This is a genomic window from Phenylobacterium sp. (genome assembly GCF_036501465.1).
Lineage (GTDB): Bacteria > Pseudomonadota > Alphaproteobacteria > Caulobacterales > Caulobacteraceae > Phenylobacterium.
The window spans coordinates 1-24,971 of record NZ_DASYAF010000097.1; the positions used below are offsets into that span (position 1 = coordinate 1).

A 24,971-nucleotide genomic window follows, 5' to 3' on the forward strand; every position below is an offset into this window, starting at 1 on the left:
CGGCCCGCGCGCGGGGCCGGATCGATGCGGCCGAAGAGCAGCGGCTGGTCCGCGTGCTGCTGGGCGCGCCCAGGCTGATCGCCGAGTCGATCAACCTGGAAGACTCGGTGAAGGCGGTGGCCGCCGAGATCGCCAAGGCGCGCGACGTCCTGTTCCTGGGCCGCGGGCCGATGTATCCTCTGGCCCTGGAAGGTGCGTTGAAGCTGAAGGAAATCAGCTACATCCACGCCGAGGGCTATGCCGCCGGCGAGCTCAAGCACGGGCCGATCGCCCTGGTCGACGAGAACACCCCGATCGTGATCCTGGCGCCCTTCGACAGCTATTTCGAGAAGTCGGCCTCGAACATGAGCGAGGTGATGGCGCGCGGCGGCCAGGTGGTGTTCATCACCGACCCCGAGGGTGAGAACCAGGCGCCGAAGGGCGCCCGCGTGGTGGTGACGGCGCCGAAGAGCGACCCCTTGATCGCGCCCCTGGTCATGTCGGCCCCGATCCAGCTCTTGGCCTATTACGTCGCCGTCCAGAAGGGCGCCGACGTGGACCAGCCCCGCAACCTCGCCAAGTCGGTGACGGTGGAATAGGACGCCCCGCATCCGTGCAGCGAGCGGGAGAGGCGGAAACGACAACGGCCGCCCCCGTGAGGAGGCGGCCGCGCCAGTTCAGACCCTTGAGGGCCGGAAACTTACTTCTTCGGAGCGGTCGACGACATCGCGCCGGTGGCCGGCGGAGTCGCGGCCGGAGCAGCCGGAGCCGCCGAGGCGTCAGCCGGAGCGCCAGCGGCCGGAGCGGCGGCCGGAGCGGTCGCCGAGGCGTCGGCGGCCGGCGGGGTCGCTGCGGCCGGGGCCGCGGCGGCGGAGTCAGCGGCCGGAGCCGCAGCAGCGTCGTCGGCCTTCTTCTGGCAGGCGGACAGGCTCAGAGCGAGGCCGGCGGCGACGGCGACCGAAGTGATGATACGCAGCTTCATGGAAAGGCTCCCCTGGAGGACAATGGAGGACGATCCCCCCGACAATGGGCGACTCTTACACGGCTTCGTGAATTCCCGAAATCGTGATCGTGCGTCCGGTGCGATTTTTCGTCGCTGCCGCTGTGGATTTCAAGAGCGGCGTCCGCTAGCCAGACACTCAGGCATGGGCCGGTCAGGTCCGCGGAACAGCCGTTACGCGCCGAACGGAAGGGCCTTTTGAAAGTCCCCGATTCGGCGTGCGATCAGGCGAAAAGGAACCAGCGATGACGGGCAAGCGGGTGCGCAAGGCGGTGCTGCCGGTGGCGGGCTTGGGCACCCGGGTGCTGCCCGGCGCCAAGACCACGCCGAAAAACCTGCTCAACGTCGTGGACCGGCCGATCCTGTCCTATGTGGTCGAGGAAGCGCGCGCGGCGGGCATCGAGCACTTCGTCTTCATCGTCGGCCGCGGCCAGGGCGCGATCGAGGACTACTTCGACGCCGCCCCGGAGATCGAGGGCGCGCTGGAGGCCAAGGGCAAGGCCGACATCCTGGCCGAGGTGCGCCGCGACCTGGGCGAACCGGGCCAGATGAGCTTCATCCGCCAGATGGCGCCCCTGGGCCTGGGCCACGCGGTCTGGTGCGCCCGCGACGTGATCGGCGACGAGCCCTTCGCGGTGATGCTGCCCGACATGCTGATGGCCGCGAACCCGCCCGCCTTGGCCCAGGCCGTGGCGGCCTACGAGCGGACCGGCGGCAATGTGGTGGTCGTGGAGCCCGCGCCGGCAGGCGAAACCCACAAGTACGGCATCGTCGCGCTCGACGGCCAGGACGGGCGGCTGAACCGCATGACCGGCATGGTGGAGAAGCCGCCGCTGGGGACCGAGCCCTCGAACCTGTTCATCTCCGGCCGCTACATCCTGCAGCCGGACATCTTCGAGATCCTGCAGACCCAGCCGCGCGGCGCAGGCGGCGAGATCCAGCTCACCGACGGCATGGCGACCCTGATGAAACGCCAGGATTTCCACGCCCTGGAGTACGAGGGGACCACCTACGACTGCGGCGACAAGATCGGCCTCCTGCGCGCCAACCTGGCCTTTGCGCTCGCCCGCCCGGAGCTCGCCGACGAGGCCCGCGCGGCGATCAGGGCCCTGCTCTAGAACCGGCGCCGTTCCCGTGCGTTCACAGCACCGTCGCATTGGGCGCCTAGCCCAAGGGCCTGCGGTCGGCTGACGCAGATTCGATTGGCGGACCGGCGTTCCCTGCGTTAGCCGTTCGGCGGGGGACGATGAACGGAGCACACGATGCGCGTTCTGATCCTCGGCGGCGACGGCTTCTGCGGCTGGCCCACCTCGCTGCACCTTTCCGCCCGCGGGCATGAGGTCGCGATCGTCGACAACGGCGCACGCCGGCGGATCGACCGCGAATTGGGCGCCGCCTCGCTCACGCCCATAGAGCCGCTCGCAATCCGCCTGGCCGCCTGGGAAGACGTCTCGGGCCGGACGATAGCCGCCCACGACCTCACCGTCGGGCGCGACTTCGAGGCGCTGGTCGCCCTGCTTGGCGATTTCCGCCCCGACGCCGTCGTCCACTTCGCCGAACAGCGCGCCGCCCCCTATTCGATGAAGTCGGCCGAGCACAAGCGCTACACGGTCGGCGGCAACGTCGGGGCCACCCACGACATCCTGGCGGCCATCGTCGAAAGCGGGCTCGACATCCACCTGGCGCACCTCGGCACCATGGGGGTCTACGGCTACGGCTGCGCCGGCGCGGCGATCCCCGAGGGCTATCTTACCGTCAAGGTGGAGACCGCGGAGGGCTGGACGGCGCGCGAGATCCTCTATCCGGCCAACCCGGGCTCCATCTACCACCTGACCAAGACCCAGGACGCGCTGGCCTTCCAGTTCTATGCGCGCAACGACCGCCTTCGGATCACCGACCTGCACCAGGGCATCGTCTGGGGCGCCCAGACCGCCGAGACCCGGGCGGACCCGCGACTGATCAACCGCTTCGACTACGACGGCGACTACGGCACGGTGCTGAACCGCTTCCTGATGCAGGCGGCGGCGGGCTACCCGCTGAGCGTCCACGGCTCCGGCGGCCAGACCCGGGCCTTCATCAACATCCAGGACACCGTGCGCTGCATCGAACTGGCCCTCGCGAACCCGCCGGCGCGGGGCGAGCGGGTCAAGGTGATGAACCAGATGACCGAGTGCTGGCGGGTGCGCGATCTGGCCCAGATGGTTTCGCGGCTGACCGGCGCGGCCATTGAACACCTGAGCAATCCGCGCGAAGAAGCCGACGAGAACGACCTGGTGGTCGAGAACCGCCGCCTGCTGGCGCTGGGCCTGGAGCCGATCACCCTGGAGGACGGCCTGTTGCTCGAGATCGCCGAGATCGCCCGCCGCTACGCCCACCGGGCGGACCTGTCGAAAATCCCCTGCGTCTCCTGCTGGAACGCCGAACGGGCCGCCGCCACGGCGCCGTCCATGGGCGAGGTCGGGGTCGGCGTGATGGCCGCGGAATAAATTGCGGCTGCTGGCCTTCGGCTACGGCTACTCGGCCCGCGCGCTCGCCCATCGCCTGATGCCGCAAGGCTGGAGCGTTGCGGCCACCATCCGCCATCCCGCCGCCACGGCCCGCCTGGATGTGGAGGGGGTGAATGCGGTCCCGGCAGGGAACCAGCGCGAACTGACCCGCGCGGTCGCCGAAGCCCGCGCGATCCTGGTCAGTTCGCCACCGGACGCCGAGGGGTGCCCTGCCCTGCGCCTGCTGATCCCGGCGCTGGCCCGCGCCAAGGCCTTCCCGGACTGGATCGGCTACATCTCGACCACCGGGGTCTATGGCGACCGGCGCGGCGGCTGGGTGAACGAGACGAGCCCGCTGGCGGCCCAGTCCGTCGAGGGCGCGCGCCGGGTGGGCGCCGAGCGCGACTGGCTGGAAGTCGGCCGCGGCATGGGGCTGACGGTGACCGTCTTCCGCCTGGCCGGCATCTATGGCCCCGGCCGCTCGGTTTTCGACCGGCTGCGCGCCGGCGACGCCCGCCGCATCGCCGCGCCCGGCCAGGTGTTCTCGCGCATCCACATGGACGATCTGGCGGCGGGGCTGGAAGCCTCCATCGCCCGCCCGCGCGCCCAGGGGATCTACAACCTCTGTGACGACGAGCCCTGTTCGAACAGCGAGGTGATCGCCCATGCCGCCAGGCTGCTGGGCATGACGCCGCCGCCGGAGGTCCCGCTGGCCGAGGTCAGGCTGCCCGAGGCCGCCCGGCGCTTCTACGCCGAGAGCAAGCGGGTCTCGAACGCCCGCGCCAAGGCCGAACTCGGCTGGCGGCCGGCCTATCCGACCTATCGCGAAGGCCTGGCCGCGATCCTGGCGGCGGAAGTCCCCTAAGTGGCATCCCGGTTTCGCCGCAGGCGAAGACCGGGACCCATAGACTCCGCGTTCCGGCAAGGATCACGGCGGCGACACCGCAGTTCATCCTGAAGCACGGTATGCATGGGTCCCGGACAAGCGCTGCGCGCTTTCCGGGATGACACTCGATATCTAGCCCGCCAGTTCCGAAACCACCGCCAGCAAACGCGCGATGTCCTGCGGCCGTGACAGGCGGTGGTCGCCGTCCTTGATCAGGGTGAAGGTCACGTCCTGCCCCTTGATCGCCAGCGCCAGTTCCAGGGCGTGGCGCCAGGGGACGTCGGGGTCTTCGCCGCCCTGCAGGATGCGCACCGGGACCTCGATCGGCACGGGCTCGGAACCCAGGATCGACCAGCGGGCGCCGTCCTCCAGCAGGGCGCGGGTGATCGGATAGGGATCGCCATATTCGGAGGGCCGCAGCCACACGCCGTGCGCGGCCAGGTCCGCGCGGCCGTCCAGCGGAATCTCCGGCGCCATCAGCTTCTCGGTGAAGTCGGGCGCAGGCGCGATCAGCGCCATCGCCGCGATCCGCTCGGGCCGCGCCATGGCCGCCAGGCAGGCGATCCAGCCGCCCATGGAAGAGCCCACCAGCACCAGCGGCCCTTCGGTGAGGTCGTCGATCACCGCCAGCGCATCCTCGCGCCAGCGGCTGATGGTCCCCTTGGCCTGGAAGTCGCCGCTGGATTCGCCGTGGCCCAGATAGTCGAAGCGCAGGCAGGCGTGGCCGCTCGCCAGCGCCCAGTCCGACAAGGCCTGCGCCTTGGTCCCGGTCATGTCCGAGCGGAACCCGCCCAGCCAGACGAGGGTCGGCCCGCGGCCCGTCACGCGGCGCCAGGCCAGCTGTTCGCCGTCGCTGCGGCCCAGCTTTCCACTCGTTTCGGTCATCCGTCGACTGATAGCGCGCGGCGGTCTTTACGCCATCCCGTTTCGGCGTAGACAGGCGTCGTGGCTCTACCCCCTGATTTCACCCTTCTGCAGGTCGTCCCGGAGCTGGAGACCGGCGGCGCCGAGCAGACGACGATCGACGTGGCGCGCGCGGTGATCGCGGCCGGCGGCCGGGCGCTGGTGGCCACGCGCGGCGGGCGGATGACCGCACGGCTGGAGAGCGACGGGGCGCGCCTGGCGCAGATGCCGGTGCAGTCGAAGAACCCGCTGGTGATGCTGGGCAACGCCGCGCGCCTCACCGACCTGATCCGCACTGAGAAGGTGAGCCTTGTCCATGCCAGGAGCCGCGCGCCGGCCTTCGCCGCGCTGTGGGCCGCGCGCACCACCGACACGCCCTTCGTCGCCACCTATCACGGGGTCTACAAGGCCCAGAGCAGCCTGAAGCGCTGGTACAATGCGGTGATGACCCGCGGCGACCTGGTGATCGCCAACTCCGACTACACCCGCGCCCACGTGCTGGCCGAGCACAGGGTCGATCCGGACAAGGTGGTCTCCATCCCGCGCGGGGTGGATCTGGACCGCTTCAATCCTTCCTGGGTGACGCCCGACCGGGTGGCGGCGCTGCGCGAGGCCTGGGGCATCGCGGCGCGCGACGGGCGCACCCGCTTCCTGCTGGCCGGGCGGCTGACCCGCATCAAGGGCCACCTGACGATCATCGCCGCCGCCGCGCAGATGAAGGCGCAGGGGCGCGAGGATTTCCTCATCCTGTTCGCCGGCGACGACCAGGGGCGCAGCGACTACCTGGACGAGCTCAGGGGCGCGATCGCGGCGGCGGGCCTGGACGACCAGGTCCGCATCGTCGGCCACTGCGACGACATGCCGGCCGCCTATCTGCTGGCCGACGTCGCCATCCTGCCCACCACCGTGCCGGAGAGCTTCGGCCGCGCCGCCGTGGAGCCCCAGGCCATGGGCCGCCCGGTGATCGCCTCCAACCACGGGGGCACGACCGAGACGGTGGTCGACGGGCTCACCGGCTGGCTGGTCGCCCCCGAACAACCGGACGCCTGGGCCGCGGCCATGACCAGCGCCATCGAGCTTGGCCCTGGCCGGCGCGCCGAGATGGGCCAGACCGGCATGAACCGCACGCGCCAGCTCTATCGGGTCGACGCCATGTGCGCCGCGACCCTCGCCGCCTACGAACAGGTGCTGCAGGCCCGCGGGCTTTCGGGATCCTCCTCAGGGATCGACGCCTGATGCCCCGCCGCACGGTCGAGAAGATCCTGGTCATCAAGCTGTCGGCGCTTGGCGACTTCGTCCTGGCGCTGGCGGCGATGAAGCACATCCGCCAGGCGCACCCCAAGGCGCACATCACCCTGCTCACCACGCCACCGTTCGCGGCCCTGGCCAAGGCCTCGCCCTATTTCAACGCCGTGGAGACCGACGGGCGGCCCGAGGGCTTCGCCCAGTGGATGGCCCTGCGCGCGCGCCTGCGCGCGGCGGGCTATTCGCGGGTCTACGACCTGCAGACGTCCAGCCAGACCAATCGCATCTTCCAGGTCCTGCGGCCGGCCCCGCCGACCTGGTCGGGCGTCGCGTTCGGCTGCTCGCTGCCGCACAAGAACCCGATGCGCAACCACATGCACACCTTGGAGCGGCAGGCCGACCAATTGATGTACGCCGGCGTCTGGCCGGACGCGCCGACCGAAGCCGGCGCCGCGCCCGGGCCGGACCTTTCCTGGGTGCTGACCGACGAAGCCGGCCGGCCGATCCCCGGGGCGGCGACCAACAAGCCCTACGCCCTGTTCGTGCCGGGCGGCTCGGCGCATCGGCCGGAGAAGCGCTGGCCGGTGGAGCGCTACGGCGAACTCGCCCGCATCCTCTATGCGCGCGGCCTGGACATCGTGGTGATCGGCGGGCCGCAGGAGACCACCCTCGCCCAGCAGATCCAGCGGGCCGCGCCGCGCACCCGCGACCTGACCGGCCGCACCGACTTCGCCTCCATCGCCCGGCTGGGCGCCCGCGCGGCGCTGGCGGTCGGCAACGACACCGGCCCGCTGCACCTGGCGGCGGCGGCCGGCGCGCCGACGGTGGTCCTGTTCTCGGGCGCGTCGGACCCGACGCTCTCGGCGCCGCGCGGCAAGGTGGCGGTTTTGCAGGCCGAAAAACTGGCCGATCTGCCTGTGGCGAAAGTGGCGCAGGCGGCCGCTTCCGTGCTGCCGCAACCTTAAGGAGCGCCTTGATAGCCTGAGGGCGCTAAATCATATAATCTTCGAAGCAACGGGATGCGTTCGCGCCTCCCGTTTCTGCATTTTGAACTCCAGATCTCTGCAACAGCCACAGGAGCCCCGCCTATTCGCCGCCCCATGAACACGCCGCCCGTCAAGGACGGCCTCCGCATCAACGACGACATCCGCGTTCCTCGCGTCCTGCTCATCGATCAGAACGGCGAGAAGCAAGGCGTGATGCCAACCTCCTCCGCCCTGGAGGCCGCCGAGGAAGCCGGCCTGGACCTGGTGGAGATCGTCCCCACGGCGGATCCGCCCGTTTGCAAGATCCTGGACTACGGCAAGTTCAAGTTCCAGGAGCAGAAGAAGAAGAACGAGGCGCGCAAGCGGCAAAAGGTGCAGGAGATCAAGGAGATCAAGCTGCGCCCGAACATCGACACCCACGACTACGATGTGAAGGCCCGCTCGATGCACCGCTTCTTCGAGGAAGGCGACAAGGTGAAGGTGACCCTGCGCTTCCGCGGCCGCGAACTGGCGCACCCGGAACTCGGCATGAAGCTCCTGCAGCAGGTGAAGGTCGACTTCGAGCCGGTGGCCAAGGTCGAGTACGAGCCGCGCATGGAAGGCCGCCAGATGATCATGATCCTGGCGCCGCGCTAGGAACCGCCCACAATCCCTTCCGTCATGGCCGGGCTTGTCCCGGCCATCCATACGCTCCGATAGTGCCAAGACGTCCACGCTCGGTGGTTATGGGTCCCCGGCGCAAGGCCAGGGATGACGACGGGGGAAACATGAAAACGCTGACGCTCGCTTCGGTCGCCTTCACGGCGGCCGTTTTCGTTTCCGCCCCTGTCCGGGCAGCCGACGATCCGGCCGCGCCCTATCCGCCGTTCAAGATCGCCGACCAGCTCTATTACGTCGGCGCCAACGACTATTCCTCCTACCTGATCGTCACCAAGGCCGGGCTGATCGTCATCGACGGCGGCGACAAGCCGGTGGGGCCGCAGGTGGTGGCCAACATCAAGGCCCTCGGGTTCGACCCGAAGAAGATCAAGGTGCTGCTTAGCACCCACCAGCACTTCGACCACGCCGCCGGCCTGGCGGCGATCAGGCGGGCCGCCGCGCCCGACGTGAAGTTCTACGCCAGCGCCAAGGACGGGGCGATCATCGCCGCCGGCGGCCGGGGCGATCCCTTCCTGAAGGGCGACCGCTTCACCTATGAGCCGGTGAAGCCCGACGTGATCGTCAAGGACGGCGACAAGGTGCGGCTGGGCGGGATGACTTTGACCGCCCACGTCACCGCCGGCCATACGCCGGGCTGCACCACCTGGACCTTCCCGGTGACCGTGGCCGGCAAGACGCGCCAGGCGCTCGACTTCTGCTCGGCCTCGGTGCTGCCCGGCTACAAGCTCGGCAAGACCGAGACCTACCCCGGCCAGACGGCGGACTACGAGAAGACCTTCGCCACCCTGAAGACCCTGCCCTGCGAAGTGTTCGTCGCCGCCCACGGCAGCTTCTTCGACATGCATGCGAAGAAGGCCAAGCTGGACGCGGGCCAGACCGACGCCTTCGTCGACCCCGACGGCTGCAAGGCCTTCTTCGACAAGGCCGAAGCCGCCTTCCGGGCCGAGCTCAAGAAGCAGAACCCCTAGGGCTTTCACCGCTGCGCACTGTGGCCGCTGGCCAACGCTTCGTCGCGAACGGACGAACGTTGCTCGCCTGAGCCTTGCCGTGGGTTGGGCGCGGGCCTAGGTCACGGGCCATGTCCGACACCGCGCCCCGGGAGGCGTCTGCGCCGTCCCCGTGGGCTGCGCCGTCGCTGATCGGCGTCATCTTCATCAACATGCTGGGCTTCGGGATCATCGTCCCGTTGCTGCCCTTCTTCGCCAAGTCGATGAACGCCGCGCCCTGGCAGATCAGCCTGATCTTCTCGGCCTATTCCATGGGCGGCTTCTTCGGCGAGCCGTTCTGGGGCCGCCTGTCCGACCGCTATGGGCGCAAGCCGCTGTTGATCTCGACGATCAGCGGCAATGTGCTCTGCTACCTGGCGCTGGCCTTCGCGCCCAATGTGATGGCCGCCTTCGTGATCCGCTTCCTGGGCGGGCTGATGAGCGGCAACGGCGCCGTCGTGCAGGGCTACATCGCCGACGTGACCCCGCCCGAGCGGCGCGCGCGGATGCTGTCGCGCCAGGGCGCGGCCTGGAACGTCGGCATGATCGTGGGCCCCGCGGTCGGCGGCGCTTTCGCCAACACCCACATGGGGCCGATCGGCTTCCGCATCCCGATGTTCATCGCCTCGGGCCTGTCGGCGCTGGCGGTCACGGCGGTCATCCTGGTGATCCGTGAGAGCCGGGTGCGCGACACCTCCTTCAGCCACAGGCCCAGCCGCTGGGCGGCGGTGGGCGATGCGGTGCGCAACCCGGTGATCGGGCGGCTGATGCTGCTGACCTTCCTGGTCGGCTGCGCCTTCACCGGCATCGAGAGCCAGTTCGGCCTCTGGGGGCTGACCCGGTTCGGCTGGGGCCCCAGGCAGATCAGCGTCTGCTTCGCCGCCGTGGGCGCGGTGGCGGCGTTCACCCAGTTCTTCGTCACCGGTCCGCTGTCGGAGCGGTTCGGCGAAGGCCGCATGTTGGCCATCGGCATGGCGGTCAACGCCAGCGCCTCGGCCCTGCAGCCGTTCTCCACCGGCCTGCCGATGACGACGGCCTTGATGTGTGTCACCGCCATCGGCCAGTCGGTGGCCTGGCCGAACGTCGGCGCCCTGATCTCGCGCACCGCCGACCCGCACCGCCAGGGCCAGATCCTGGGCCTCAACAACGCCTGCGGCTCGTTCGCCCGGTTCGTCGGGCCGCTGGCGGCGAGCCTGACCTTCGCCGGGATCAGCATCAACGCGCCGTTCTGGCAGGGCGGGATGATCGTCTTCCCGGCCATCTTCCTGGCGATCAGCGCCGCGCGCCGGGCGCCGCCGCGCACCGTCCAGGGCCATGTCGGCGAAGAGCCGGTGTCCGACTCCAGCGCCGAGCTGGGAGCGGGCCATTGAGCCATTCCCCCGAGAATCGGGCCGCCCACAGCATGACCCCGCAGGAGGAACGCCGCGCGCTGATCGTGCTGTTGAGCGTCATCTACCTGATGATCGCCGGCTTCGGCCTGGTGATCCCGCTCCTGCCGTTCTTCGCCAAGGCCTTCGATGCGCCGGCCTGGCAGGTGACCCTGCTGTTCTCGGCCTTCTCGGTCGGCCAGTTCATCGGCGAGCCGTTCTGGGGCCGCCTCTCCGACCGGATCGGGCGCAAGCCGGTGCTGATCATCACCATCGGCCTGGTGGCGGCGAGCTATGCGGCGCTGGCCTTCGCGCCGAACATCGCGGCCGCCTTCGCCATCCGCTTCATGAACGGGGTGTTCGCCGGAAACATCTCCACCCTGCAGGGCGCCATGGCCGACATCACTCCCCCGGAGCGGCGGGCGAGCCGCATGGGGATCATGGGCGCGGCCTTCAGCGCCGGTTTCACCACCGGCCCGGCGATCGGCGGCCTGCTGGCCCAGCCCAGCCGGGGCGCGCTGGGCTCCCAGCTGCCGCTCTTGGTGGCGGCGGGCTTCGCGGCGGCCTCGGCGCTGGCGGTGTTGGTCCTGGTGCGCGAGAGCCGGCCGGAGCCCAACGCCCATCACCGGCAGCGGCCGCGGATCGAGGGGCTGAAGGACGCCTTCGCCCATATGGTGATCGGCCGCATCCTGCTGATCAGCTTCATCGTGGTGATCGGCTTCGCCGGCATCGAGGCGACCTATGGCCTCTGGACCCAGGCGCGGTTCGGCTGGGGGCCGAAGGAGATCGGCCTGGCCTTCATGGGTATCGGCCTGCTGGGCGCGTTCTGCCAGGGCTATCTGTCGGGCCGGCTGGTGCGCCGGTTCGGCGAGGCGAAGACCCTGACCGGCGGGCTGGTGTTCATGGGCCTCGGCCTGGTGACCCAGGGGCTGTCGCCGGTCTGGGAGGTGGCGATCCTTGGTTTCGCCTTCGTCTGCATCGGCCAGTCGATCTGTTTCCCGAACCTGACCGCGCTGATCTCCCAGGCCGCGCCGCCGGACCGCCAGGGCGAGATGCTGGGGCTGAACATGAGCGGCATGGCGCTGGCCCGCATCGGTGGGCCGGTGTTCGCCGGCTGGCTGTTCTCCAGCATAGCGCCCGGCGCGCCGTTCGCCTCGGCGGCGCTGCTGATCGTGCCTGGCCTATGGTTCGCGGGCGAGGTCCGCAAACGCGTCCACATGATCGCCTGAGGAGGCCGCCATGACCGACACACCGAAGCTTCGGCTCTACGGCTTCTGGCGGTCGATGGCGACCTATCGGGTGCGCGTGGCGCTGGCGCTCAAGGGCTTGGCGGCCGAGGAGGTCGCGCTCGACCTCGACGCCGGCGATCAGTTCGCGCCCGACTTCCTGGCGGTGAACCCGGAGGGCGCGGTCCCGGCGCTGATCGTGGACGACGCCCCGGCGCTCACCCAGTCCATGGCGATCCTGGAGTATCTGGAGGAGCGGTTCCCCGAGCCGCCGCTGCTGCCCGCCGACCTCGCCGCCCGCGCCCGGGTGCGCTCGATCTGCGCCCTCATCGTCGCCGACACCCATCCGCTGATCGTGCCGCGCGTGCGGACCTATCTCATCGAACAGGTCGGGCTCGACGCCGCCGGTTTCCGCGCCTGGGGCGGCCACTGGATCGGCCGCGGCCTCTCGGCGCTGGAGACGCGGCTGGCGCGCGATCCGGCCACCGGCGCCTTCTGCCACGGGCAGGCGCCGACTTTCGCCGACCTCTGCCTCGGCAGCCTGGCGGTTCCGGCCAGGACCCTGGGCGTCGACCTGGCGCCTTATCCGACCGTGGCCCGGATCACCGCCGCCTGCGAGACGCTCGACGCCTTCGCCCGCGCCCACCCCTCGCGCCAGCTTGGCGCCCCGCGGAGGGCCTCCTGATGTCCGCCCCCGACGTCACCGCGGTCAGGCCGTTCCTGCCGGCCAAGGACTTCGAGCTCTCCAAGCGGTTCTACCGGGCGCTGGGCTTCGAGATCCTGCTGGACGACGTGATCGCCATCTTCTCCTGTGGCGGAGCCGGCGGCTTCATCCTGCAGAACTACTATGTGGCCGACTGGGCGGAGAACGCGGTCATGCAGCTGATCGTGGACGATCTCGACGCCTGGTGGGCGCACATCGAAGCCCTGGACCTTCCGGCCAACTTCGGGGTGCGCCCGCCCAAGGCGCCGGCGCTGCAGCCCTGGCACATGCGGGTCGCCTATCTGATCGATCCCTCGGGCGTTCTGTGGCACGTGGGCGAGCGGCGCGAGGGCCTGCGCCAGGACGGCCCCTGACCCTTGCTTTCGCGAAGGGTTTCGCGTATCAGCCCCACCCTTCGGAGCCGCCTGGCCCATGGCATGCCAGGGCGGCTCATCAATACACCAGAGGACGGGGCTCTCGGGCTCCGCAGTGAAATGCCGAAACTGAAGACCAAGTCGGGCGTGAAGAAGCGCTTCAAACTGACGGCGTCTGGGAAGATCAAGGCCGGTGTGGCTGGCAAACGCCACCGCCTCCTGTCCCACAACGCCAAGTACATCCGTCAGAACCGTGGCACGAAGGTGATGAGCGAGGCCGACGCCAAGATCATCAAGCTCTTCCTGCCCTACGGCCTTTGATCCGGGAGTTCTGACAGATGGCACGCGTTAAGAGGGGCGTTGTCGCCCACGCCAAGCACAAGAAGGTCCTGGAGCAAGCCAAGGGCTTCTACGGGCGGCGCAAGAACACCATCCGCACGGCCAAGGCCGCGGTGGATAAGGCCGGCCAGTACGCCTACCGCGACCGCAAGGTCCGCAAGCGTCAGTTCCGCTCGCTCTGGATCCAGCGGATCAACGCGGCCGCCCGCGTCGAAGGCCTGACCTACGCCCGATTTATCCACGGCCTTGAGAAGGCCGGGATCGAAATGGACCGCAAGGTCCTCGCCGATATCGCCGGCGCCGATCCAGCCGCTTTCAAGGCCATCGCCGACAAGGTTCGCGCCGCGCTGGCTTGATCGCGTAGGGCTTCGGCCCTGAAGCAATCTCGAAGCCCTTCGGCCGAACCGCCGGAGGGCTTTTTGCTGTCCGGTTTCGATCGTCATGGCCGGGCTTGTCTCGGCCACCCATGAACACTGCCGCCCGCGATTTCGTCTGACGTGTCGGCGCGTATGGGTCCCCGGGACAAGCCCGGGGATGACGGAGTGGATGAAAGTGCTCTAGGACACCGCCCACATGACCGATCTTTCGAACCTCGAGGCCGAGCTCTCGGCCGCTGTCGCCGGGGCCGCCGACATGGCCGCCCTGGAAGCCGTGCGCGTGGCCGCGCTGGGCAAGTCCGGCTCGATCTCCGAGCTGCTCAAGACCCTGGGCTCGATGAGCCCCGACGAGCGGCGCGAACGCGGGCCGCTGATCAACGGGCTGCGCGACCGTATCTCCGGCGCCATCGCTGAGAAGAAGGCGGCGCTGGAGGCCGCCGAACTCGACGCCAAGCTGGCCGCCGAGCGGGTCGACCTGACGCTGCCTCCGCCGCCGGAGCGCCGTGGCCGCGTCCATCCCACCATGCAGGTGCAGGACGAGATGATCGCCATCTTCGCCGAGATGGGCTTCGGCCTGGCGGAAGGCCCCGACATCGAGGACGACTTCCACAACTTCACCGCGCTCAACTTCCCGCCCAAGCACCCGGCGCGGGAGATGCACGACACCTTCTGGCTGCCCGAGGATGCGAACGGCGAGCGCAAGGTGCTGCGCACCCACACCAGCCCGGTGCAGATCCGCACCATGCTGCAGGGCCAGAACGACAAGCTGCCGTCCTGGATCGCCACCAGCCAGGCCCCGCCGATCCGCATCGTGGTGCCCGGCCGCACCTATCGCTCGGACAGCGACGCGACCCACACGCCGATGTTCCACCAGATGGAAGGCCTGGTGATCGACCGGGCCATCCACATGGGCCACCTGAAGTGGACGCTGGACACCTTCATCGCCCGCTTCTTCGAGACGCCGGTGGTGGAGACCCGCTTCCGCCCGCACCACTTCCCGTTCACCGAGCCCAGCGCCGAGATGGACGTGCGCTGCGACCGGTCCGGCGGCGACGTGAAGATCGGCCAGGGCAGCGACTGGATGGAGATCGTCGGCTGCGGGATGGTGCACCCGAACGTGCTCAGGAACTGCGGCCTCGACCCCGACGAGTGGCAGGGCTTCGCCTTCGGCTTCGGCATCGACCGCCTGGGGATGCTGAAGTACGGCATGCCCGACCTGCGCGACATGTTCGCGAGCGACGTGCGCTGGCTGGAGCACTACGGCTTCTCCGCCTTCCAGGCGCCCAACACCGCCACGGGGCTGAGCTGATGGCCGTTGAATATAAGTCGCTCTCCCCCAGGGGGAGGGACTTGCCATGAAGTTCACCCTTTCCTGGCTGACGGAGCATCTCGAGACGACCGCATCGGTGGCCGAGGTCGTCGACGCCATGACCATGGCCGGCCTGGAGGTCGAGCATGTGGAGGACCCGGCGGCGAAGCTGGCCAGGTTCTCCGTGGCCAAGGTCGTGGAAGCGGTCCAGCACCCCAACGCCGACCGCCTGCGGGTCTGCCAGGTCGACACGGTCGACGGGCGCAAGGAGATCGTCTGCGGCGCGCCCAACGCCCGGGCCGGGCTGACCACGATCTACGCCCCGATCGGCGCCTATGTGCCGGGATCCGGAATCACCCTGGAGGCCAGGCCGGTGCGCGGCGTGGTCTCCAACGGCATGCTCTGCTCGGGACGCGAACTGGAGGTGGACGCCGACGCCGACGGCATCGTCGAGCTCGATGGCGCGCTCGCGGTGGGGACACCGGCCGCCGAGGCCTTCGGCCTGGAGGCGGTGATCGACTTCGAGGTGACGCCCAACCGGCCCGACTGGCTGGGCGTGGTCGGCATCGCGCGCGACCTGGCGACGGCCGGCCTCGGCAAGCTGAAGGACGTCTCGGTGGCGCCGGTGGCCGGCAAGGGCCTGACGCCGATCGAGATCCGCGTCGATGGCGACGCCTGCCCGATGTTCGCCGGGCGGCTGATCAAGGGCGTGAAGAACGGGCCTTCGCCCGACTGGCTGCAGCGCAAGCTCGCCTCGGTGGGCCTCAGGCCGATCAGCGCGCTGGTCGATATCACCAACCTGATGTCCTACGACCGCTGCCGGCCGCTGCACGTCTATGACGCGGCCAAGCTCACCGGCGGCTTCATCGAGGCGCGGCTGGGCCGCGAGGGCGAGACGCTCGAGGCCCTGGACGGCAAGACCTATGACGCGGGGCCCGAAGTCTGCGTGATCGCCGATGCGTCGGGCGCCATCGGCCTGGGCGGCGTCATGGGCGGGGAATCCACCAAGGTCAGCGAGACCACCACCGACGTCTTCGTGGAAAGCGCCTATTTCAACCCGATCCGCACGGCCCAGACCGGCCGCACCCTGGGGCTGACCTCGGACGCCCAATACCGCTTCGCCCGCGGCGTCGACGCCGGCTTCGTGGTCCCGGGCCTGGAACTGGCGACGCGGCTGATCCTTGAGATCTGCGGTGGCGAGGCCTGCGACATCCGCGTGGCCGGCGCCCCGCCCGCGCCGCCGCCCGCCTTCGCCTTCGACCGGGCCTATGTGAAGAAGCTGTCCGGCCTCGATGTGCCGGCCGCGAAGATCGACGCGATCCTGACCACGCTCGGCTTCACGCTCTCCGGCGACCAGGTCCAGCCGCCCACCTGGCGGCGCGACGTCGAGGGAAAGGCCGACCTGGTGGAGGAAGTGGCGCGGATCGAGGGCTTCGACGCCCTGCCGGCCGAGGCCCTGCCGGCGGCGCCACGCCAAGCCGGCGGGGTGCTGACCGTGCGCCAGCAGCGCATGCGCAACGCGCGCCGCGCCATGGCCGCGCGCGGCTACGCCGAGGCGGTGACCTGGAGCTTCATGCGCACCGAGTGGGCCAGGCTGTTCGGCGGCGGCGACGAGCGGCTGGTGCTGACCAATCCGATCGCGGCGGACCTGGCCTGCATGCGCCCCTCGATCCTGCCCAACCTGATCGAGGCGGCGGCCAGGAACGCCCGCCAGGGCTTCGCCGACGCGGCGCTGTTCGAGGTCGGCCCGGTGTTCGACGGCGACCAGCCGGGCGACCAGCGGACCCTGGTGGCGGCGGTGATCGCGCCGCACGCGCCCCGGAGCTGGGCTGGCGCGGCGGCCGATCCGCTGTTCGCGCTGAAGGCCGACCTGATGGCCCTGCTGGAGGAGATGGGCGCGCCCAACCTGCAGGTGGCGCAGGGGTCGGCCTCGGCCTGGTGGCATCCGGGCCGCTCGGCGCGCCTTCAGCTCGGGCCGAGGACCGTCGTGGCCGAGTTCGGCGAACTGCATCCCGCCATCCTCAAGGCGCTCGACGCCGAGGGGCCGATGCTGGCCTTCGAACTGGACCTGGGCGCGATCCCGGAGCCCAAGCGGAAGCCCACCAAGACCAAGGCCGCGCTTGACCTGTCGCCGCTGATGCCGCTCCGCCGCGACTTCGCCTTCCTGTTGGATTCGATGACACCGGCCGGCGATCTGGTGCGGCCGATCCTGGGGGTCGACAAGGCGCTGATCGCCGACGCCCGGGTCTTCGACGTCTACCAGGGCAAGGGCGTGCCGGAGGGGCAGAAATCCGTCGCCGTCGAGGTCACCGTCCAGCCGACCGAGAAGACGCTGACGGACGCGGAGATCGAGGCGCTGTCCCAGCGGATCGTCGCCGCCGCCGACAAGGCCCTGGGCGCTAAGCTTCGGAGTTGAGACGTGGGCGCGGGATCCGCGCCGCTTCGAGCCAGGTCTTGAGCGGGTGGGCGTACTGGCCGAGCGCGCCTTCGCCCAGGTCTTCGTCGACGCCCAGCGGCGCGGCGCAGGGGCCCGGTTGATAGTAGGTCCCGAAGGCGCGGTCCCAGACCGAGAAGACGGTCGCGAAGTTGTGGCCGGCGATTTCGACGTCGCGCGCGTGGTGCCAGCGATGCATGGCCGGCGAGTTGAACACCCAGTTCGCCCGCCCCAACGTCCAGGGCAGGTCGGCGTGGATCACATAGCCCCAGTAGTGGCGAACCAGGGCGTTGGCGGCGAGCGCCCAGACCGGGAAGCCCAGCGCGCTCAACAGCACCATGTCCATCAGGGTGCCGGCCCGGTCGATGGGATGCATGCGTTCCAGGCTGAGCCAGGTGAGCTGCCGGTCGCTGTGGTGCACGGCGTGCGCCGGCCACAGCCAGCGGCTGTGCTGTACGCGGTGGCGCCAATAGCCCAGGAAGTCGCCGACCACCACGGCTGCGGCGATGGTCGGCCAGCGCCCCATCCAGGCCCAGAGCGGGGCGCTGCCCAGCTGCAGGCCGCGGCTCGCCAGGGTGCTCACCACGACGGCGACGCCGATCGCGAGCAGCGGCCCGGTGGCGATGGCGTCCACGACCACCATGGTGGCGTTGATCCGGGCTTCGCCGGCGGCGGCCCGCGCACTGCGCAGCGCGTCACGCCAGCCCTTGGTCAGCCAGGCCAGGGCCGCGAACGCCAGGGCGCAGGCCAGAAGCGGCCCGGCCTGATCGATCAGCGGCTGGACGACCCGGCGCAAGGCCTCGGTCAGATGCGGCGCCATCGCGGCCCTCGGACGCGCCAAGGCGGCGCGGGCCTACGATGCCGTGGCGAGCCGAATCTTCGATTAATGCGCCGCGCGGCCGCTCAGCCGCCGAGGCCAGGCAGGGCGGCTCCGCCTTAGAACGGGATCAGGTTCCGTTTGCGGGTGTAGGCGAGGTAGCCCACCGAGGCGCCCAGCCGGAAGCCGACGCCGGCGCGGATCGGGGCGAGCGTGATGTCGTCGGCGCGCTGATAGTTCACGCCCAGGCCGCCGATGAAATAGGCCGAGCCCTCGACGCCGGGGAACCGCTGGAAGATGTCGCGCGGATCCTCCAGCGAATAGCAGAGGGTGAAGACCCTGGCGACATTGCCGCCGAAGTCCCAACCGAACGACGGGCCCTGCCAGAAGACCTCCATCGGCTGGCGGCCCTTCATGTAGAGCAGGCCGCGGCCATAGCGCAGGCCCGCGCCGATGGCGCCGGAGCCCTCTTCGCCGGCGATGTAGGCCGTCGGCCGGCCATTGTTCTTGAAGACCCGCTCCACCGCGCCGCCGGCCGATTCGGCGGTCACGCCCATGAAGTCGGAGACCGAGTGGACGATCTCGTCCTCGGAATAGGTCTGCTGCCCGCCGCGCGGCCGGTTGTAGGGGTCGTCCTGCGGCGCGCCCTGAGGCTGCGCATTCTGCCCGCGGGTGGGATAGGCCGGCGTGGAGTTCGGCGGTGGCGGCGGCTCCAGCCCGCTGGTGCGCGGCTGCGCCGGCGGCAGCGGGGTCTGCGCCCGCGCCAGGCCGGATGCGCCCAGGGTGAGAAGGCCCGAGACGAGAAGGGTCCGACGGTCCATGGGCGCAATTCCTCCGTAGTTCCGCGCGCGTTTCAGCTCCGCCCAAGGTGTTAATGGAATGTGTCGCCTTAACGGTGGATTAACCGTGTTTGGACCGCGGCAGGGACGCGGGTCTCGCGATCACACGCAAACGTGCTAGAGGCTCGCGCCAAGATGACCACCGCCCTCGACCACATCCGCAACTTCTCCATCGTCGCGCACATCGACCACGGCAAATCGACGCTTTCCGACCGGCTGATCCAGGAGACCGGCGCGCTCACCCAGCGCGAGATGACCGAGCAGGTGCTGGACAGCATGGAGATCGAGCGCGAGCGCGGGATCACCATCAAGGCCCAGACCGTGCGGCTGACCTACAAGGCCGACGACGGCGAGACCTACATCCTGAACCTGATGGACACGCCCGGGCACGTGGACTTCGCCTACGAGGTCAGCCGCAGCCTGGCCGCCTGCGAAGGCTCGATCCTGGTGGTGGACGCCTCCCAGGGGGTCGAGGCCCAGACGCTGGCCAACGTCTACCAGGCCATCGACAACAACCACGAGATCGTCCCGGTCCTGAACAAGATCGACCTGCCCGCCGCCGAGCCGGAACGCGTGCGCCAGCAGATCGAGGACGTGATCGGCCTGGACGCGTCGGACGCCGTCCTCACCTCGGCCAAGACCGGCGCCGGCATCCACGACCTGCTGGAAGCCATCGTCCACCGTCTGCCCGCGCCCAAGGGCGACGCCAATGCCCCGCTGAAGGCCCTGCTGGTCGACGCCTGGTACGACGCCTACCTGGGCGTCGTGGTGCTGGTCCGGGTCATCGACGGCTCGCTGCGAAAGGGCCAGCGGGTGCAGATGATGCAACAGGGCTCCAGCCACCTGATCGACCGGATCGGGGTCTTCAACCCCAAGCGCACCGAGGTCGAGAGCCTGGGGCCGGGCGAAATCGGCTTCATCACCGCCCAGATCAAGGAAGTGGCCCAGGCCGCGGTCGGCGACACCATCACCGACGAGCGCCGTCCGGCCGAGACCCCGCTGCCCGGCTTCCGCGATGTGCAGCCGGTGGTGTTCTGCGGCCTGTTCCCGGTGGACGCCGCCGACTTCGAGGACCTGCGCGCCGCAATCGGCCGGCTGCGCCTGAACGACGCTTCGTTCAGCTATGAGATGGAGACCAGCGCGGCGCTGGGCTTCGGCTTCCGTTGCGGATTCCTAGGCCTGCTGCACCTGGAGATCATCCAGGAGCGGCTCTCCCGCGAGTTCGACCTCGACCTGATCGCGACCGCGCCCAGCGTGATCTACAAGATCGGCCTGACCGACGGCTCGGAGGTCGAGCTGCACAACCCCGCCGAAATGCCTGACCCGGTGAAGATCGCCACCATCGCCGAGCCCTGGATCAAGGCCACCATCCTGACGCCGGACGAATATCTGGGCAGCGTCATCAAGCTCTGCCAGGACCGCCGCGGTTCGCAGCGCGAACTCTCCTACGTCGGCAGCCGCGCCCTGGTGATCTACGACCTGCCCCTGAACGAGGTGGTGTTCGACTTCTACGACCGGCTGAAGAGCGTCTCCAAGGGCTATGCCTCGTTCGACTACCAGATCGAGGACTATCGGGTCGGCGACCTGGTGAAGATGTCGATCCTGGTCAATTCCGAGCCGGTGGACGCGCTCTCCATGCTGGTGCACCGCGACCGCGCCGAGGCCCGCGGGCGCGGCATGGTCGAGAAGATGAAGGACCTGATCACCCCGCACATGTTCCAGATTCCGATCCAGGCGGCGATCGGCGGGCGGATCATCGCGCGCGAGACGGTCCGCGCCCTGCGCAAGGACGTCACCGCCAAGTGCTATGGCGGCGACATGACCCGCAAGCGCAAGCTGCTGGACAAGCAGAAGGCCGGCAAGAAGCGCATGCGCCAGTTCGGCAAGGTGGAGATCCCGCAAGAGGCCTTCATCGCCGCCCTGAAGATGGACGCGGACTAGGGCCGACCTGCCCCCAGAGGCCCGCCATCACTTGACCCTGCGCGCGACCGGCGCAGACTCGGCCGCATGGGGCGGTGGCGGACCTTGATAGGATGGACCAGCGTCGCTGCGCTCGCCCTCGCGGGGCCGGCGACGGCGGTGGGCCAGGCGCGTCCGGCTCCGCAGGGGCCGTCGCAACTGTTTCCCGAGGCGCGTCCAGCGGCCCCGACAGGCCCGCCGGTGATCTACACCTTCGAGCAGCTCCTGGTGGCCCAGGTCTCGCCGGAGCTGCGCGCGGCCTTGATCCCCCTGCATAGCCTGGGGGATGTGGAAGAGGTGCTGAAGGTGCGGGGCCTGTCGTTCGGCTGGCGGCGCGTCGAGGTCAATTCCGCCGGCATGCAACCGGACTTTGCGCGAAAGCTGGCCGCCCTGCCGCCGCACGAGGTGTTCATCGTGCCCCAGGGCCAGGGCGCGGTGATCGCGACGATCGTCCAGCAACGCCCGGCCCCGCCGGGCGCGGCGGCCGCCGCGCCGCCCGCACGTCCGAAACCTTGAGGCGCGACGCCGGTCGCGCTCCCCCGGCGGGCGTGCAAGCTTGACGGCGGGGCCGCCATCATGGACATGGCTTGGGCAACGAACGGGGGGAACTGTTCCGATGCGTAAACTGATCGTGCTCGCCGCGGCCGCGTCCGCCCTGCTGGTGGCCAGCTGCAACACCATCGCCGGCGCTGGCAAGGACGTGCAGGCCGCCGGCAAGGCGGTCACCCGCACCGCCGACGACGTCAAGCGCTAGGCGTCGCGCCGCTCGTCTGCTGGCGGCTGAAAACTCACGAACGGGCGGCGAAAATGTCGCGCGCCGCAGGTGCGGCCGATCGCCCTTCCCGGCTTCCTTTGTGCCGCCGTTGGGACCATATGAGCGCCCATGGCAGAGATTGTTCATCCGCTGCGCCGCTCGGTCTTTCGGGGCGTCACGGGTCATTGCCCGGCCTGCGGCAAGGGCGCGCTGTTCTGGAAATACCTGAAGGTGAACGGCCGCTGCGAGGCCTGCGACACCGACCTCGCCCGCTATCCAGCCGATGACGGTCCGGCCTATCTGACCATCCTGCTGGTCGGCCACCTGGTGGTGGCGCCGATGCTGTTCTTCTCCATCGTCTGGAAGTCCAACCCGCTCTACGCCCTGCCGATCATCCTGACCGGGCTGGCGGTGCTGACCCTGACCGTCCTGCCGCGCGTCAAGGGCGGCTGGATCGGGCTGATGTATGCGCTGGGCGTCAAGGACACCGACGCGCACCTGCACACCGCCGACTACGCCGACTGAGGCCGCCCCCGGCGGCCGGAACCTGCGCCCTGACCAACCGTTGCTGTCCCCGCCAAGGCTGTTTGGGGACGCACGGAGGAGAGACGCGTGGGCCTGATCCTGATCATCATCCTGATTCTGCTGCTGCTGGGCGCCCTGCCCCGCTGGGGCTATTCGCGCAGCTGGGGCTATTTCCCGAGCGGTGGCCTGGGCCTGATCCTGGTCATCATCATCGTCCTGGTGCTGATGGGACGCATCTAGCCAAGCCCACTAGCCTAGACGGCAAACTCGCCTAGCATCTCCCCTCGAGCGGAGGGGGATGCATGGCTGGCAGCGGGGCCGAAGCGGACGCGCCGATCGAGCGCATGGGCGCCTTGCAGCGGCTGAAGGCGATCCTCGGCGGCTCGGCCGGCAACCTTGTCGAGTGGTACGACTGGTTCGCCTATTCCTCGACCAGCCTCTATTTCGCCAGCCAGTTCTTTCCTAAGGGCGACGCGGTCGCCCAGCAGTTGCAGACCGCCGCCATCTTCGCCGCGGGCTTCGTCATGCGCCCGATCGGCGCCTGGCTGATCGGGGTCTATGCCGACCGCGCCGGGCGCCGATCGGCGCTGACCCTTTCGGTGGCGCTGATGTGCCTGGGCTCCTTCGCCATCGCGATCCTTCCGACCTATGCCCGGATCGGGGCGCTGGCGCAGTACGGCCTGCTGGCCGCACGCCTCGTTCAGGGGCTCTCGCTGGGCGGCGAATACGGCGCCAGCGCCACCTATATGAGCGAGATGGCCGGCAAGACCCGGCGCGGCTTCTGGTCATCCTTCCAGTACACCACCCTGATCGGCGGCCAAGTCACCGCGCTGCTGGTGCTGGTGGTGCTGCAGCACACCCTGTCGAAGGACGCCCTGGGCGCCTGGGGCTGGCGCATCCCCTTCGCCATCGGCGGCCTGCTGGCCATCGTGGTCTACGCCATGCAGCGCAGCCTGGACGAGACCGGCGCCTACCTCGCCGAGAAGGCGCAGGACAAACCGCGCGGCCGCACCATGACCCTGCTCCGCGAGCATCCGCGGGAGGTGGGCATCATCATGGTGCTGACCGCGGCGGGGTCGCTCAGCTTCTACGCCTTCACGACCTACATGCAGAAGTTCCTGGTCAATACGGCCGGCTTCTCCAAGGACACAGGCACGGCGATCATGGCCGCGGTGCTGGTGATCTACATGCTGATCCAGCCGGGCGTGGGCTGGATCTCCGACCACGTGGGACGCAAGCGGACCATGGCGGCGGGCCTGGCGCTGGGCGGGGTGGCCACCTATCCGGTGATGACCGCGATCAGCCACACCCACGTGGCCGCCGCCGCCTTCGGCCTGGTGATGGTCCTGGTCCTCTGCCACTCGGGCTATGCGGCGGTGAACGCGGTGGTGAAGGCCGAGCTGTTCCCGGCCCACGTCCGCGCGCTCGGCGTCTCCCTGCCCTATGCGCTCGCCAATGTGCTGTTCGGCGGCACGGCGGAGTATGTCGCCGGCTGGCTGAAGGAGCATCGGATCGAGAGCGCCTTCTACGCCTATGTGGGGGTGATCATGCTGGCCGGCGCCCTGGTGGCGGCCCGGATGCGCAACACCAACCAGACCAGCCTGCTGGCCGATGACTGACCCCCAGTGATCGACCTTGGCCCCCTCGATCTCAGCCCGCTGAACGCCGCCGCCCTGGCGTTCTTCATGGTCTGCTGGCTGTTCTACCAGCCGCTGCTGAACCTGCTCAGCCGTCGGGGCCGCGCGGTGATCAACACCGATCTGACCGTGGTGCGCGGGGCGTGGATGCACAACATGACCCGCCGCGAAAGCCGCCTCCTCGACGGCCAGCTCCTGGCGCAGACGCTCAGCTCCTCGTCCTTCTTCGCCTCCTCCAACCTGATCCTGATCGCCGCCGCGGCCAGCGTGCTGTTCGGCGGCCAGACCAGTTTCCGCAACGTCTCCAGCCTGGTGGTGGTCAAGACCTCCTCGCGGGTGCTGTTCGAGGCGCAGATCGCGCTGGTGCTGCTGACGCTGGCGCGCGGCCTGCTGGACTTCATCTGGGGCATCCGCCAGCTCAACTATGTGCTGGCCGCTATCGGGGCCACACCGGAAGGCGCGGACGATGCGACCCACCACGCTTTCGGCGATGTAGCCGGGCGGCTGCTGAACCCGGCGCTGCACTCAGTGAACTCCGGCGTGCGCGGCTACTATTTCGCGCTCGCCGCCGCGGCCTGGCTGTTCGGGCCGGTGACCTTCCTGGCCGCCACGGCCGGCGCCGTCAGCCTGCTGATCTGGCGCCAGCGCCGCTCGTCCGCCGCCGGGGCGATCGCCGACCTTCGCCGGCTGCTGGAGACCACATCCGAAAAATAGCCCCGGGCTGTCGAATCCGTCCGGCCTTGCGCGTCTCCCCGATGACGCGGCCTCTCGCGTCGGCCAGACTGGCCTCGCCGGCCGGCCTCATCGGGAAAGGACGACCCATGCAGTACCTGCTGATGATCTATTCGGACGAAAGCCTCTACGCGCCGGAGACCAAGACCGATCCGGCGGTCCTTCAGGAAATCACCGCCGGTCACATGCGCCTTGGCGCGGAGTTGCATGAGAAGGGCGCCTGGGTCGGCGGTGACAGGCTGAAGCCGTCGGACACCGCCACCACCGTGCGCACCCTGGGCGGCGTGCAGAGCCTGCATGACGGGCCCTATGCCGAGACCCGCGAGCAGCTGGCCGGCTACTATGTGGTCGAGGCGCCGGACCTGGACGCCGCTATCGGGTGGGCCAAGAAGATCCCCGGCGGCCCGAACTACGCCGTCGAGGTCCGCCCGATCCATATGATGTAGCC

The 24,971-nt window shown here is 69.5% G+C and carries 28 protein-coding genes; 24 read left to right on the forward strand and 4 right to left on the reverse strand.

Annotated features, from left to right (window positions below; genetic code table 11):
• A partial coding sequence (locus VGL85_RS10515) for an SIS domain-containing protein (RefSeq protein WP_331588837.1) occupies positions 1–578 on the forward strand: 578 nt, incomplete at its 5' end.
• Positions 579–679: 101 nt separating this feature from the next.
• On the opposite strand, the gene VGL85_RS10520 is transcribed toward VGL85_RS10515, so the two are convergent.
• Positions 680–961, reverse strand: coding sequence for a hypothetical protein (locus tag VGL85_RS10520; protein WP_331588839.1), 282 nt, complete (start codon positions 959–961; stop codon positions 680–682).
• A gap of 263 nt (positions 962–1,224) precedes the next feature.
• Here VGL85_RS10520 and VGL85_RS10525 point away from each other — a divergent pair, with 263 nt between their 5' ends.
• From VGL85_RS10525 to VGL85_RS10535, 3 genes are all read left to right on the forward strand, one after another.
• Positions 1,225–2,097, forward strand: a complete 873-nt coding sequence (locus VGL85_RS10525) for a UTP--glucose-1-phosphate uridylyltransferase (protein WP_331588841.1) — start codon at positions 1,225–1,227, stop codon at positions 2,095–2,097.
• A 144-nt stretch (positions 2,098–2,241) separates the two neighbouring features.
• Positions 2,242–3,465: an NAD-dependent epimerase/dehydratase family protein gene (locus tag VGL85_RS10530; protein WP_331588843.1), complete on the forward strand. Its 1,224-nt coding sequence runs from the start codon at positions 2,242–2,244 to the stop codon at positions 3,463–3,465.
• Between the two features lies 1 nt (position 3,466).
• Positions 3,467–4,330, forward strand: coding sequence for an SDR family oxidoreductase (locus VGL85_RS10535; protein WP_331588845.1), 864 nt, complete (start codon positions 3,467–3,469; stop codon positions 4,328–4,330).
• A gap of 153 nt (positions 4,331–4,483) precedes the next feature.
• Here the strand turns inward: VGL85_RS10535 and VGL85_RS10540 are convergent, their stop codons facing one another.
• Complete coding sequence (locus VGL85_RS10540) at positions 4,484–5,236, reverse strand: alpha/beta hydrolase (protein WP_331588847.1); 753 nt, start codon at positions 5,234–5,236, stop codon at positions 4,484–4,486.
• Between the two features lie 60 nt (positions 5,237–5,296).
• Between VGL85_RS10540 and VGL85_RS10545 the strand changes: the two genes are divergently transcribed.
• The 12 genes from VGL85_RS10545 to pheT all read left to right on the forward strand — a co-directional run bounded on the left by VGL85_RS10545 (position 5,297) and on the right by pheT (position 17,242).
• Entirely contained in the window at positions 5,297–6,490 is a 1,194-nt protein-coding gene (locus VGL85_RS10545; RefSeq protein ID WP_331588849.1) for a glycosyltransferase family 4 protein, read from the forward strand.
• Positions 6,490–7,464 carry a glycosyltransferase family 9 protein gene (locus VGL85_RS10550; protein WP_331588851.1) on the forward strand — a complete coding sequence of 325 codons (975 nt, stop codon included), beginning with the start codon at positions 6,490–6,492 and terminating at the stop codon, positions 7,462–7,464. Before VGL85_RS10545 ends, VGL85_RS10550 begins: the two co-directional genes overlap by 1 nt.
• Positions 7,465–7,599: 135 nt before the next feature.
• Positions 7,600–8,121, forward strand: coding sequence for a translation initiation factor IF-3 (gene infC / locus VGL85_RS10555; protein ID WP_331588853.1), 522 nt, complete (start codon positions 7,600–7,602; stop codon positions 8,119–8,121).
• Positions 8,122–8,252: 131 nt separating this feature from the next.
• Entirely contained in the window at positions 8,253–9,113 is an 861-nt protein-coding gene (gene bla / locus VGL85_RS10560) for a subclass B3 metallo-beta-lactamase (RefSeq protein WP_331588855.1), read from the forward strand.
• Between the two features lie 110 nt (positions 9,114–9,223).
• Positions 9,224–10,501 carry an MFS transporter gene (locus tag VGL85_RS10565; RefSeq protein ID WP_331588857.1) on the forward strand — a complete coding sequence of 426 codons (1,278 nt, stop codon included), beginning with the start codon at positions 9,224–9,226 and terminating at the stop codon, positions 10,499–10,501.
• Positions 10,498–11,727, forward strand: coding sequence for an MFS transporter (locus VGL85_RS10570; protein ID WP_331588859.1), 1,230 nt, complete (start codon positions 10,498–10,500; stop codon positions 11,725–11,727). The genes VGL85_RS10565 and VGL85_RS10570 overlap by 4 nt, the downstream gene beginning before the upstream one ends.
• A gap of 10 nt (positions 11,728–11,737) precedes the next feature.
• Positions 11,738–12,409 (forward strand): maleylacetoacetate isomerase, encoded by a 672-nt coding sequence (maiA, locus tag VGL85_RS10575; protein ID WP_331588861.1) that lies wholly within the window; start codon positions 11,738–11,740, stop codon positions 12,407–12,409.
• Entirely contained in the window at positions 12,409–12,801 is a 393-nt protein-coding gene (locus tag VGL85_RS10580; protein WP_331588863.1) for a VOC family protein, read from the forward strand. Before maiA ends, VGL85_RS10580 begins: the two co-directional genes overlap by 1 nt.
• 120 nt (positions 12,802–12,921) lie before the next feature.
• Positions 12,922–13,122, forward strand: coding sequence for a 50S ribosomal protein L35 (gene rpmI, locus VGL85_RS10585; protein WP_331588865.1), 201 nt, complete (start codon positions 12,922–12,924; stop codon positions 13,120–13,122).
• A 17-nt stretch (positions 13,123–13,139) separates the two neighbouring features.
• Positions 13,140–13,496, forward strand: a complete 357-nt coding sequence (gene rplT, locus VGL85_RS10590; protein WP_331588867.1) for a 50S ribosomal protein L20 — start codon at positions 13,140–13,142, stop codon at positions 13,494–13,496.
• Between the two features lie 217 nt (positions 13,497–13,713).
• The gene (gene pheS / locus VGL85_RS10595; RefSeq protein WP_331588869.1) at positions 13,714–14,826 is read left to right on the forward strand and encodes a phenylalanine--tRNA ligase subunit alpha; all 1,113 of its coding nucleotides are present in this window, start codon (positions 13,714–13,716) and stop codon (positions 14,824–14,826) included.
• Between the two features lie 46 nt (positions 14,827–14,872).
• Positions 14,873–17,242 (forward strand): phenylalanine--tRNA ligase subunit beta, encoded by a 2,370-nt coding sequence (pheT, locus tag VGL85_RS10600; protein WP_331588871.1) that lies wholly within the window; start codon positions 14,873–14,875, stop codon positions 17,240–17,242.
• Here pheT and VGL85_RS10605 read toward each other — a convergent pair.
• On the reverse strand, positions 17,226–18,080 hold the full coding sequence (locus VGL85_RS10605; protein WP_331588873.1) for a sterol desaturase family protein: 855 nt from the start codon (positions 18,078–18,080) through the stop codon (positions 17,226–17,228). The two genes, pheT and VGL85_RS10605, sit on opposite strands and share 17 nt — an antisense overlap.
• A 116-nt stretch (positions 18,081–18,196) precedes the next feature.
• Complete coding sequence (locus VGL85_RS10610; RefSeq protein ID WP_331588875.1) at positions 18,197–18,898, reverse strand: DUF1134 domain-containing protein; 702 nt, start codon at positions 18,896–18,898, stop codon at positions 18,197–18,199.
• Positions 18,899–19,051: 153 nt separating this feature from the next.
• Here VGL85_RS10610 and lepA point away from each other — a divergent pair, with 153 nt between their 5' ends.
• The 8 genes from lepA (at position 19,052) to VGL85_RS10650 (ending at position 24,969) form a co-directional block, all read left to right on the forward strand.
• Positions 19,052–20,857: a translation elongation factor 4 gene (gene lepA, locus VGL85_RS10615; protein ID WP_331588877.1), complete on the forward strand. Its 1,806-nt coding sequence runs from the start codon at positions 19,052–19,054 to the stop codon at positions 20,855–20,857.
• Between the two features lie 66 nt (positions 20,858–20,923).
• A complete protein-coding gene (locus VGL85_RS10620) occupies positions 20,924–21,391 on the forward strand; it encodes a hypothetical protein (protein ID WP_331588879.1) in 468 nt (155 codons plus the stop codon).
• A 100-nt stretch (positions 21,392–21,491) separates the two neighbouring features.
• On the forward strand, positions 21,492–21,629 hold the full coding sequence (locus VGL85_RS10625; protein WP_331588881.1) for an entericidin A/B family lipoprotein: 138 nt from the start codon (positions 21,492–21,494) through the stop codon (positions 21,627–21,629).
• Positions 21,630–21,758: 129 nt separating this feature from the next.
• On the forward strand, positions 21,759–22,154 hold the full coding sequence (locus VGL85_RS10630) for a DUF983 domain-containing protein (protein WP_331588883.1): 396 nt from the start codon (positions 21,759–21,761) through the stop codon (positions 22,152–22,154).
• Positions 22,155–22,241: 87 nt separating this feature from the next.
• Positions 22,242–22,394: a DUF3309 family protein gene (locus VGL85_RS10635; protein WP_331588885.1), complete on the forward strand. Its 153-nt coding sequence runs from the start codon at positions 22,242–22,244 to the stop codon at positions 22,392–22,394.
• Between the two features lie 62 nt (positions 22,395–22,456).
• Positions 22,457–23,773, forward strand: coding sequence for an MFS transporter (locus VGL85_RS10640; protein WP_331588887.1), 1,317 nt, complete (start codon positions 22,457–22,459; stop codon positions 23,771–23,773).
• A 6-nt stretch (positions 23,774–23,779) separates the two neighbouring features.
• Positions 23,780–24,505: a DUF599 family protein gene (locus VGL85_RS10645; RefSeq protein WP_331588889.1), complete on the forward strand. Its 726-nt coding sequence runs from the start codon at positions 23,780–23,782 to the stop codon at positions 24,503–24,505.
• 107 nt (positions 24,506–24,612) lie between these two features.
• Positions 24,613–24,969, forward strand: coding sequence for a YciI family protein (locus VGL85_RS10650; RefSeq protein WP_331588891.1), 357 nt, complete (start codon positions 24,613–24,615; stop codon positions 24,967–24,969).
• Positions 24,970–24,971: the final 2 nt, after the last annotated feature.

Excerpts from the sequence above, each read along its gene's own strand:
- VGL85_RS10620 (WP_331588879.1), top strand. The coding sequence starts at position 20,924 with ATGGGGCGGTGGCGGACCTTGATAGGATGGACCAGCGTCGCTGCGCTC.
- VGL85_RS10525 (WP_331588841.1), top strand. The coding sequence starts at position 1,225 with ATGACGGGCAAGCGGGTGCGCAAGGCGGTGCTGCCGGTGGCGGGCTTG.
- VGL85_RS10540 (WP_331588847.1), bottom strand. The coding sequence starts at position 5,236 with ATGACCGAAACGAGTGGAAAGCTGGGCCGCAGCGACGGCGAACAGCTG.
- lepA (WP_331588877.1), top strand. The coding sequence starts at position 19,052 with ATGACCACCGCCCTCGACCACATCCGCAACTTCTCCATCGTCGCGCAC.
- rpmI (WP_331588865.1), top strand. The coding sequence starts at position 12,922 with ATGCCGAAACTGAAGACCAAGTCGGGCGTGAAGAAGCGCTTCAAACTG.
- VGL85_RS10625 (WP_331588881.1), top strand. The coding sequence starts at position 21,492 with ATGCGTAAACTGATCGTGCTCGCCGCGGCCGCGTCCGCCCTGCTGGTG.
- VGL85_RS10580 (WP_331588863.1), top strand. The coding sequence starts at position 12,409 with ATGTCCGCCCCCGACGTCACCGCGGTCAGGCCGTTCCTGCCGGCCAAG.
- rplT (WP_331588867.1), top strand. The coding sequence starts at position 13,140 with ATGGCACGCGTTAAGAGGGGCGTTGTCGCCCACGCCAAGCACAAGAAG.
- VGL85_RS10640 (WP_331588887.1), top strand. The coding sequence starts at position 22,457 with ATGGCTGGCAGCGGGGCCGAAGCGGACGCGCCGATCGAGCGCATGGGC.
- VGL85_RS10610 (WP_331588875.1), bottom strand. The coding sequence starts at position 18,898 with ATGGACCGTCGGACCCTTCTCGTCTCGGGCCTTCTCACCCTGGGCGCA.
- pheS (WP_331588869.1), top strand. The coding sequence starts at position 13,714 with ATGACCGATCTTTCGAACCTCGAGGCCGAGCTCTCGGCCGCTGTCGCC.
- maiA (WP_331588861.1), top strand. The coding sequence starts at position 11,738 with ATGACCGACACACCGAAGCTTCGGCTCTACGGCTTCTGGCGGTCGATG.
- VGL85_RS10550 (WP_331588851.1), top strand. The coding sequence starts at position 6,490 with ATGCCCCGCCGCACGGTCGAGAAGATCCTGGTCATCAAGCTGTCGGCG.
- VGL85_RS10630 (WP_331588883.1), top strand. The coding sequence starts at position 21,759 with ATGGCAGAGATTGTTCATCCGCTGCGCCGCTCGGTCTTTCGGGGCGTC.
- VGL85_RS10530 (WP_331588843.1), top strand. The coding sequence starts at position 2,242 with ATGCGCGTTCTGATCCTCGGCGGCGACGGCTTCTGCGGCTGGCCCACC.
- pheT (WP_331588871.1), top strand. The coding sequence starts at position 14,873 with ATGAAGTTCACCCTTTCCTGGCTGACGGAGCATCTCGAGACGACCGCA.
- VGL85_RS10605 (WP_331588873.1), bottom strand. The coding sequence starts at position 18,080 with ATGGCGCCGCATCTGACCGAGGCCTTGCGCCGGGTCGTCCAGCCGCTG.
- VGL85_RS10565 (WP_331588857.1), top strand. The coding sequence starts at position 9,224 with ATGTCCGACACCGCGCCCCGGGAGGCGTCTGCGCCGTCCCCGTGGGCT.
- infC (WP_331588853.1), top strand. The coding sequence starts at position 7,600 with ATGAACACGCCGCCCGTCAAGGACGGCCTCCGCATCAACGACGACATC.
- bla (WP_331588855.1), top strand. The coding sequence starts at position 8,253 with ATGAAAACGCTGACGCTCGCTTCGGTCGCCTTCACGGCGGCCGTTTTC.
- VGL85_RS10520 (WP_331588839.1), bottom strand. The coding sequence starts at position 961 with ATGAAGCTGCGTATCATCACTTCGGTCGCCGTCGCCGCCGGCCTCGCT.
- VGL85_RS10650 (WP_331588891.1), top strand. The coding sequence starts at position 24,613 with ATGCAGTACCTGCTGATGATCTATTCGGACGAAAGCCTCTACGCGCCG.